The 275-nt window shown below is 34.5% G+C and carries 1 protein-coding gene; it reads left to right on the top strand.

Features of this window, described 5'->3' with window-relative positions:
- Positions 1-275 (top strand): sulfite exporter TauE/SafE family protein (locus R0J87_RS20200; protein ID WP_498888485.1); only part of this gene is annotated, 275 nt, incomplete at both ends.

The following is a 275-nucleotide window of genomic DNA, read 5'->3' as shown; positions in this document are numbered from 1 at the left end:
AATTCATCGGTAGAAAATTTAATACGCAAAAAACCGTGTCCCATTGGGACACATGATGATCAGTTATTTATCATTAAAAGAAAAAAAATGTTATTTTCAGCTTTCTTTTTAGGACTTATTAGTAGTCTTCACTGTGTTGGCATGTGCGGACCAATTGCTATGATGCGTCCTGTTGATAGACAGAATGAAGCCAAAAAAGTAACGCAGATTATCACCTATCATTTCGGAAGATTAACAGCTTATGCCACAATCGGATTAATTTTTGGATTATTAGG

Source organism: Halomonas sp. SIMBA_159 (assembly GCF_046536035.1).
GTDB lineage: Bacteria > Pseudomonadota > Gammaproteobacteria > Pseudomonadales > Halomonadaceae > Vreelandella > Vreelandella venusta_A.
The sequence above is the reverse complement of the archived record's forward strand: the minus strand, read 5'-3'. Positions and strand labels throughout refer to the sequence as shown.